This is a genomic window from Ornithinimicrobium sp. (assembly GCF_051004135.1).
In the GTDB taxonomy this organism is placed as follows: domain Bacteria; phylum Actinomycetota; class Actinomycetes; order Actinomycetales; family Dermatophilaceae; genus Ornithinicoccus.
On the sequence record NZ_JBPCKQ010000252.1, the window covers coordinates 1 to 5,543 of the forward strand.

Sequence of the window (5,543 nt, forward strand, 5' to 3'; positions counted from 1 at the left end):
GCGATGTGCCAGCGGGTGTCCGCGCAGAAGGCTGAACCCTGACCGGTTGGTCGCCCTGGTCGACATCGGGGTGGACGAGATCTCGTGGCGCAAGCACCACAGGTACCTGACCCTGGTCTCAGACCACGACACGTCCACGATCGTGTGGGGCACGGCCGGCAAGAACGCCGCCACCCTGGACCGGTTCTTCGACGACCTGCCCACCGGCGCAGCCGGTGGGATCGAGGCGGTCTCGATGGACCTGGGACCGGCCTACGCCAAGACCGTCCGGGCCCGCGCCCCCCAAGCCGTGATCTGCTTCGACCCGTTTCACGTCGTGAAGGTAGCCGGAGACGCCCTGGACGTCGTTCGCCGTCAGGCCTGGCAGTCCGCCCGCCGGTTCCCCGACAAGGCCATCGCGGCCAAGTACAAGGGCTCCCGGTGGGCGCTGTGCAAGAACCCCGCCGACCTCACCGAAAAGCAAGCAGCCACCCTGGCTGGCCTGCGCAAACAAGGTGGCGCGCTATGGCGGGCCTACCAACTCAAGGAGGCCCTTCGGGCGATCTTCGCCGACGACCTGGACCCTGCCACCGTCATGGACCTGCTCGCCCGCTGGTGCTCCCGGGCACAACGCTCCCGGCTGCCTTCCTTCGTCAAGGCCGCCCGCACCATCCGCAGACACGCCGACGGCATCGCCGCCGCCGTCACCCGCGGGCTGGCCAACGGCCGCCACGAGGGGCTGAACAACAAGGCACGGACGATCACCAAACGCTCCTACGGATTCCACACCCCACAAGCCGCCCTGGCCCTGATCATGCTCGCCTGCGGACCCATCAAACTCGACCTCCCCTACCACACCTGACCTCAACCACATCGATGTCAGGAGAGCCAAATATTCAAGGTGCTCAAGGACCTGCAAATGAACATCACCCGCATGAGTGCCCAGTTGAACGGCAAGCAAGCGGAGCAACTGACAAAGTACTTCGAGAACCAGCGCAAGGGCAGAGAGCGGCGAGTTCGCGAGGCCCAGCGCCTCTCGGAAGCAAAGCGAATCACAGTCGTCAACGTCCCTCCCGTCAAGGTGCCGCAGAAGTGGGACAAGCACTGCAACTGTTGTGGTCGGGACTGGGTCCTGACTGCTGTCGAGAACCAAACTGAGTCAGCGTGTCCTTCGTGTGTCGACCATACGAGCCAGAAAGAAGAAGACTCAGCCCGAGCCATCCGGCGAGCCTGTGATCACGCGGAACAGTTCCGCGCAGACCGCGACCGATACCGGGATTTCGCAGAGAAAGCCAACTCCGAAAAACTGGCCGCGTTTCGCAGTCGGATGAAGTGGACTCGCGCTCTGGCCGAGGTGATGCTCGACCACGACGAAACCGACGAGGGAGTCTGTTGGTGCGGCGATCCCCACCCGTGCCGCACCTGGCGCAAGCTTGAAGAGGCCAACAAGGGCATCCATCGTGAGGTCGAGAAGTGGGCTTCCATGCCCGATGATGTGCTTGAAGAGCGGGCGTGTCCCGCGAAAATCTGAGGTCGACTCGCGGTAGACACGGGCGCATGCTCGACCATCAGAATCTGGCTCCGCGACCCCCCGTCTGCCACGATCCACGGGACACGGCCTAGTCTCCAGAGATGTCACGCACGCGGCGAGTCACGGCGTACGTTTCTTGCGCTAGAACACCAGGAATGCGTGCCGCTCGCGACTGGGACGGCAGGCCCCCAGATGCGGACGGTCTGAGGCGGCTATAGCGTCGCCCTTGTCAAAGATGGAGCAGGTCGCCACCTCAGGGTTTCGGCCGGCGGAGGAAAGGAACGGTCATGGGCACAGTCAGCGACTTCATTATCGATCGCTTGATCGAGTGGGATCTGCACCGCTTCTATGGCTATCCCGGGGATGGCATCGGCGGATTTGACGGGGCGTTGGGACGAGCCGAGCGCAACGGCAAGGACTTCCGTTACATCCGTCCCACCCACGAGGAGATCGCCAGCCTGATGGCGTGTGCCCATGCGAAGTTCACCGGCGAGGTGGGGGTGTGCATCGCGACATCCGGGCCGGGTGCGATTCACCTGCTCAACGGCCTGTATGACGCGAAGATGGATAACCAACCGGTGGTCACTATCGTCGGCCAGCAAGGCAGGGTCTCCCTCGGGACCGACTCTCAGCAGGAGATGAACCTGGAGCGCGCCTTTGCCGATGTCGCCGGGTATGTCCAGACGGTGACGACGCCAATGCATGCCCAGGTGGTCCTCGATCGCGCCATCCGCACGGCCAAGGCGCGGCGATGCCCGACGGTGGTCATCCTGCCTGCCGACGTGCAGGACCTCACGATGGAAACCCCTGCCGTGGAGCACTGGGTGTCCCGCTCCGGTGTCGGTCATCCATCCACTCGGCTGCTGCCACCGCAGGATGAGATCCTCCGGGCGGCAGCGGTGCTCAATGCAGGCAGCAAGGTCGCGATGCTGGTGGGCCAGGGTGCCCGGGGTGCCACCGATGAGGTGCTCGAGGTCGCGCAGCGGCTCGGTGCGGGCATCGTCACCTCGCTGCTGGGCAAGGACGTGGTGCCCGGAGACGTGCCGCATCACACGCAGCAACTCGGGCTGTTGGGCTCCAAGCCGAGTTACGACATGATGCAGGACTGCGACACGCTGCTGATGGTAGGTAGCAATTTCCCGTATGCCGAGTTTCTGCCGCCCACCGGTCAGGCACGGGCTGTGCAGATTGACCTGGCCGCGGAGAATCTCAGCCTGCGCTACCCCATGGAGGTCAATCTGCTCGGCGACGTCAAGGTGACGTTGGCGGCGCTGCTGGAGCACCTCACCCCGACGCAAGATTTCAAGTGGCAGGAGGGCATCGTCGCGGCGATGGAGTCGTGGAACGAGGTCACTGAGGCCGTGGCCAAGGCGAAGGCTGAGCCGATCAACCCGCGGTTGGTGTTCCATGAGCTCAACGAGCGGCTGCCGGAGGACTGCATCGTCACCGCCGATGCAGGCACTACCGCAGACTGGTACGGCCATCACATCAAACTCGGCGCCAACATGAGAGGTAATCTGTCCGGCCTGCTCGCCTCGATGCTGGCCGCGATGCCGTACGCCGTGGCTGCCAAGTTCGCCTACCCCGACCGGCCGGTGATCTGCACCATCGGGGACGGTGCGTTCCAGATGCTGGGCATGAACGAACTGCTCACCGTCAAGCGACACTGGCAAGAGTGGGCCGATCCCCGATTCATCGTGATGGTGTTGCACAACAACGATTTGACCCAGGTCTCGTTTGAGATGCGGGAGGCGGGAGACCCCAAATACGAAGCCAGCCAGACATTGCCGGACATGGACTACGCCGGGTATGCCGAGTTGCTCGGCTTCCGCGGTATCCGAGTCGATGACCCCACGCAGGTCGGGGCTGCGTGGGATGCCGCGCTGGCAGCCGACCGTCCGGTGCTGCTCGACATTTGGACTGACCCCAACGTTCCGCCGCTGCCCGCGCACATCACGATTGACCAGGCCACCGGCTTTGTCCAAGCGCTGCTCAAGCGCGATCCCTCTGAGAGGCCGCTGGTCAAGGAGGCGGTGCGTGCAGTGGGCGCCGAGTTGTTCGCCAAGGCTCGGCACGCGGTACGGCGCGACAGTTAACCCTTGACAGGTTCCGCTGCGTCGAGGGACCGCGGACCCAAATGGGTGGATCATCGCCAACGGTATGGCGAACCAGGCTACGGAGAAGACCAAGGACCTGCCCGGTGCGGGTGATCCGCCGAGCCAGTGGGGACGTAGGCTCAGAAGCCGTGACCACTTACGCCTCCTGGGACATGATGAGTCTGGTCGACGTGCCGGTGCGATACGACCTCGCCCAGAGCACGTGTCCGCCGTTAAGCGTGGGTGACCTCCTCGACCAGGATGAGGTGGTGGCCACTGGGCTCGGGTACGGCCGCTCGCAAGGCGGCGCCGAGTTGCGCGCGCTTATCGCCGCCGAGGCGGGCATCGAAGCCGAGCACGTGCTGGTGACCGTCGGCGCGGTGTCGGCGATGTTCATGCTGGCACAGGACCGCTGCGGCCCCGGTGATCATGTGGTGCTCGCAACTCCCTGCTTCCCTCCGGCTCGCATCGTGCCCGAGGGGCTCGGCGCGCGGGTCGAAGCGGTGCCATTGCGCTTCGAGGACGGCTACCGCCTGCCCATTGCTGCGCTCGCCGAGTCATTCACGGCCTCAACCCGGCTGGTGTCCCTCGCCTCGCCACAGAACCCCTCCGGAGTCTCGTTCACGGCTGAGGAACTGCAAGAGCTGCTCACCGTCGTCTCCGATCGTTCACCGGAAGCCGTCGTCCTGGTCGATGAGACCTACCGGGCCAGCGCCTACCACCAGGACGCGCCGGCTCGCTCGGCTGCCGCGCTGTCGGGACAGGTGGTGACCTGCTCCTCGGTGTCCAAGGCCCACGGGGCCCCAGGCCTGCGGATCGGCTGGCTGACGACCACCGATCCAGGGCTCCACCAGCGGCTCAGCAACACCAAGTCCGTCTTGACGAGCAGCTGCTCGACCGTGGACGAGGTCCTCGCCGCCGCCCTCCTGCGCAGGCGCGCCGAGATCCTCTCGCCCCGTGCGCAGCGACTCGGCGCCGCACTGGATGAGTTGGAATGCTGGGTCGAGGAGCATCCGGTGGCACACGTGCGCCCCGACGCCGGTGCCGTATGTTGCGTGCGACTCGACCCCGACATCGTCCCCGACGGCACCGTGGGAGCGTTCTACGAAGCTCTGGCCGATCGTGACGTCCGTGTGGCACCCGGACGGTGGTTCGGGGAGGACGAACGGGTCTTCCGGGTTGGCTTCGGCCATCTCGCGCCGGCCGACTTCACTGAGGCACTGTCCCGAGTCGGTGACGCCCTCCTCGCACACACCTAATGACTCGGCGGTCCGGGCCTCCGCTCGGACACCGGAGCGGCCGATGTCGCGCCAGCCAAGAATCAGTGATGTTCCACCCGCTGTCCAGCCAGTGCTTACTTCGCGCGGGAGCAGCGACTGTGAGCAGATACGAGTACATCGACTCCTGCCGGACCGATCCGACCGAGTAGAGGCCGGTGAGCAAGATGTGCGCCTGGCTGCTGGTTTCAACTTCCGGGTTCTACCACTGGCTCTCCCGGTCGCAGTCGGCCACCGCGGCGCGTCGCGAGACGCTCACGGCGCCCCACATCGGTGAACAAGTCCGCGAACATCTCATCGGGAAACAGTCGGTAGCACTCCCGGTGCAACAACCCGTAGATCGACTCCGGCGCCACCCGCGGCTCGCAGTACCCGACCGTGGAGCGGAACAAGTCCGCCTGCCTGGGCGTGATCCCCAACGTCATGACTCACGGTCCACGTGTCAGCCTCATAGGCACATCCTCCAGGGCGGCTCAACCCGCCACGGGACCGCCACGCGGCGAAAAACACCAGCCACCGAAAAACACCAGCCGCCCAGTGAGGCTCCGCCTCTGACCGCCGAGGTTGGGGCTGGCCTGGTGGGGTCCGTACGGCGCATCCTGGGGCATGGGCACGATCACGGTGAACGAGATGCTGGATGGTCACGCCGGGCTGGACCTG

General features: G+C 65.3%; 4 protein-coding genes. All 4 read left to right on the forward strand.

Annotated features, from left to right (window positions below; genetic code table 11):
• A partial coding sequence (locus tag ACR2FV_RS18360) for an ISL3 family transposase (RefSeq protein WP_434017153.1) occupies nucleotides 1-841 on the forward strand: 841 nt, incomplete at its 5' end.
• Nucleotides 842-898: 57 nt separating this feature from the next.
• The gene (locus ACR2FV_RS18365) at nucleotides 899-1,510 is read left to right on the forward strand and encodes a hypothetical protein (protein ID WP_434017154.1); all 612 of its coding nucleotides are present in this window, start codon (nucleotides 899-901) and stop codon (nucleotides 1,508-1,510) included.
• A gap of 287 nt (nucleotides 1,511-1,797) precedes the next feature.
• Nucleotides 1,798-3,606: a thiamine pyrophosphate-requiring protein gene (locus ACR2FV_RS18370; protein WP_434017155.1), complete on the forward strand. Its 1,809-nt coding sequence runs from the start codon at nucleotides 1,798-1,800 to the stop codon at nucleotides 3,604-3,606.
• Nucleotides 3,607-3,755: 149 nt separating this feature from the next.
• Nucleotides 3,756-4,865, forward strand: a complete 1,110-nt coding sequence (locus ACR2FV_RS18375) for a pyridoxal phosphate-dependent aminotransferase (protein WP_434017156.1) — start codon at nucleotides 3,756-3,758, stop codon at nucleotides 4,863-4,865.
• Nucleotides 4,866-5,543 lie beyond the last annotated feature (678 nt).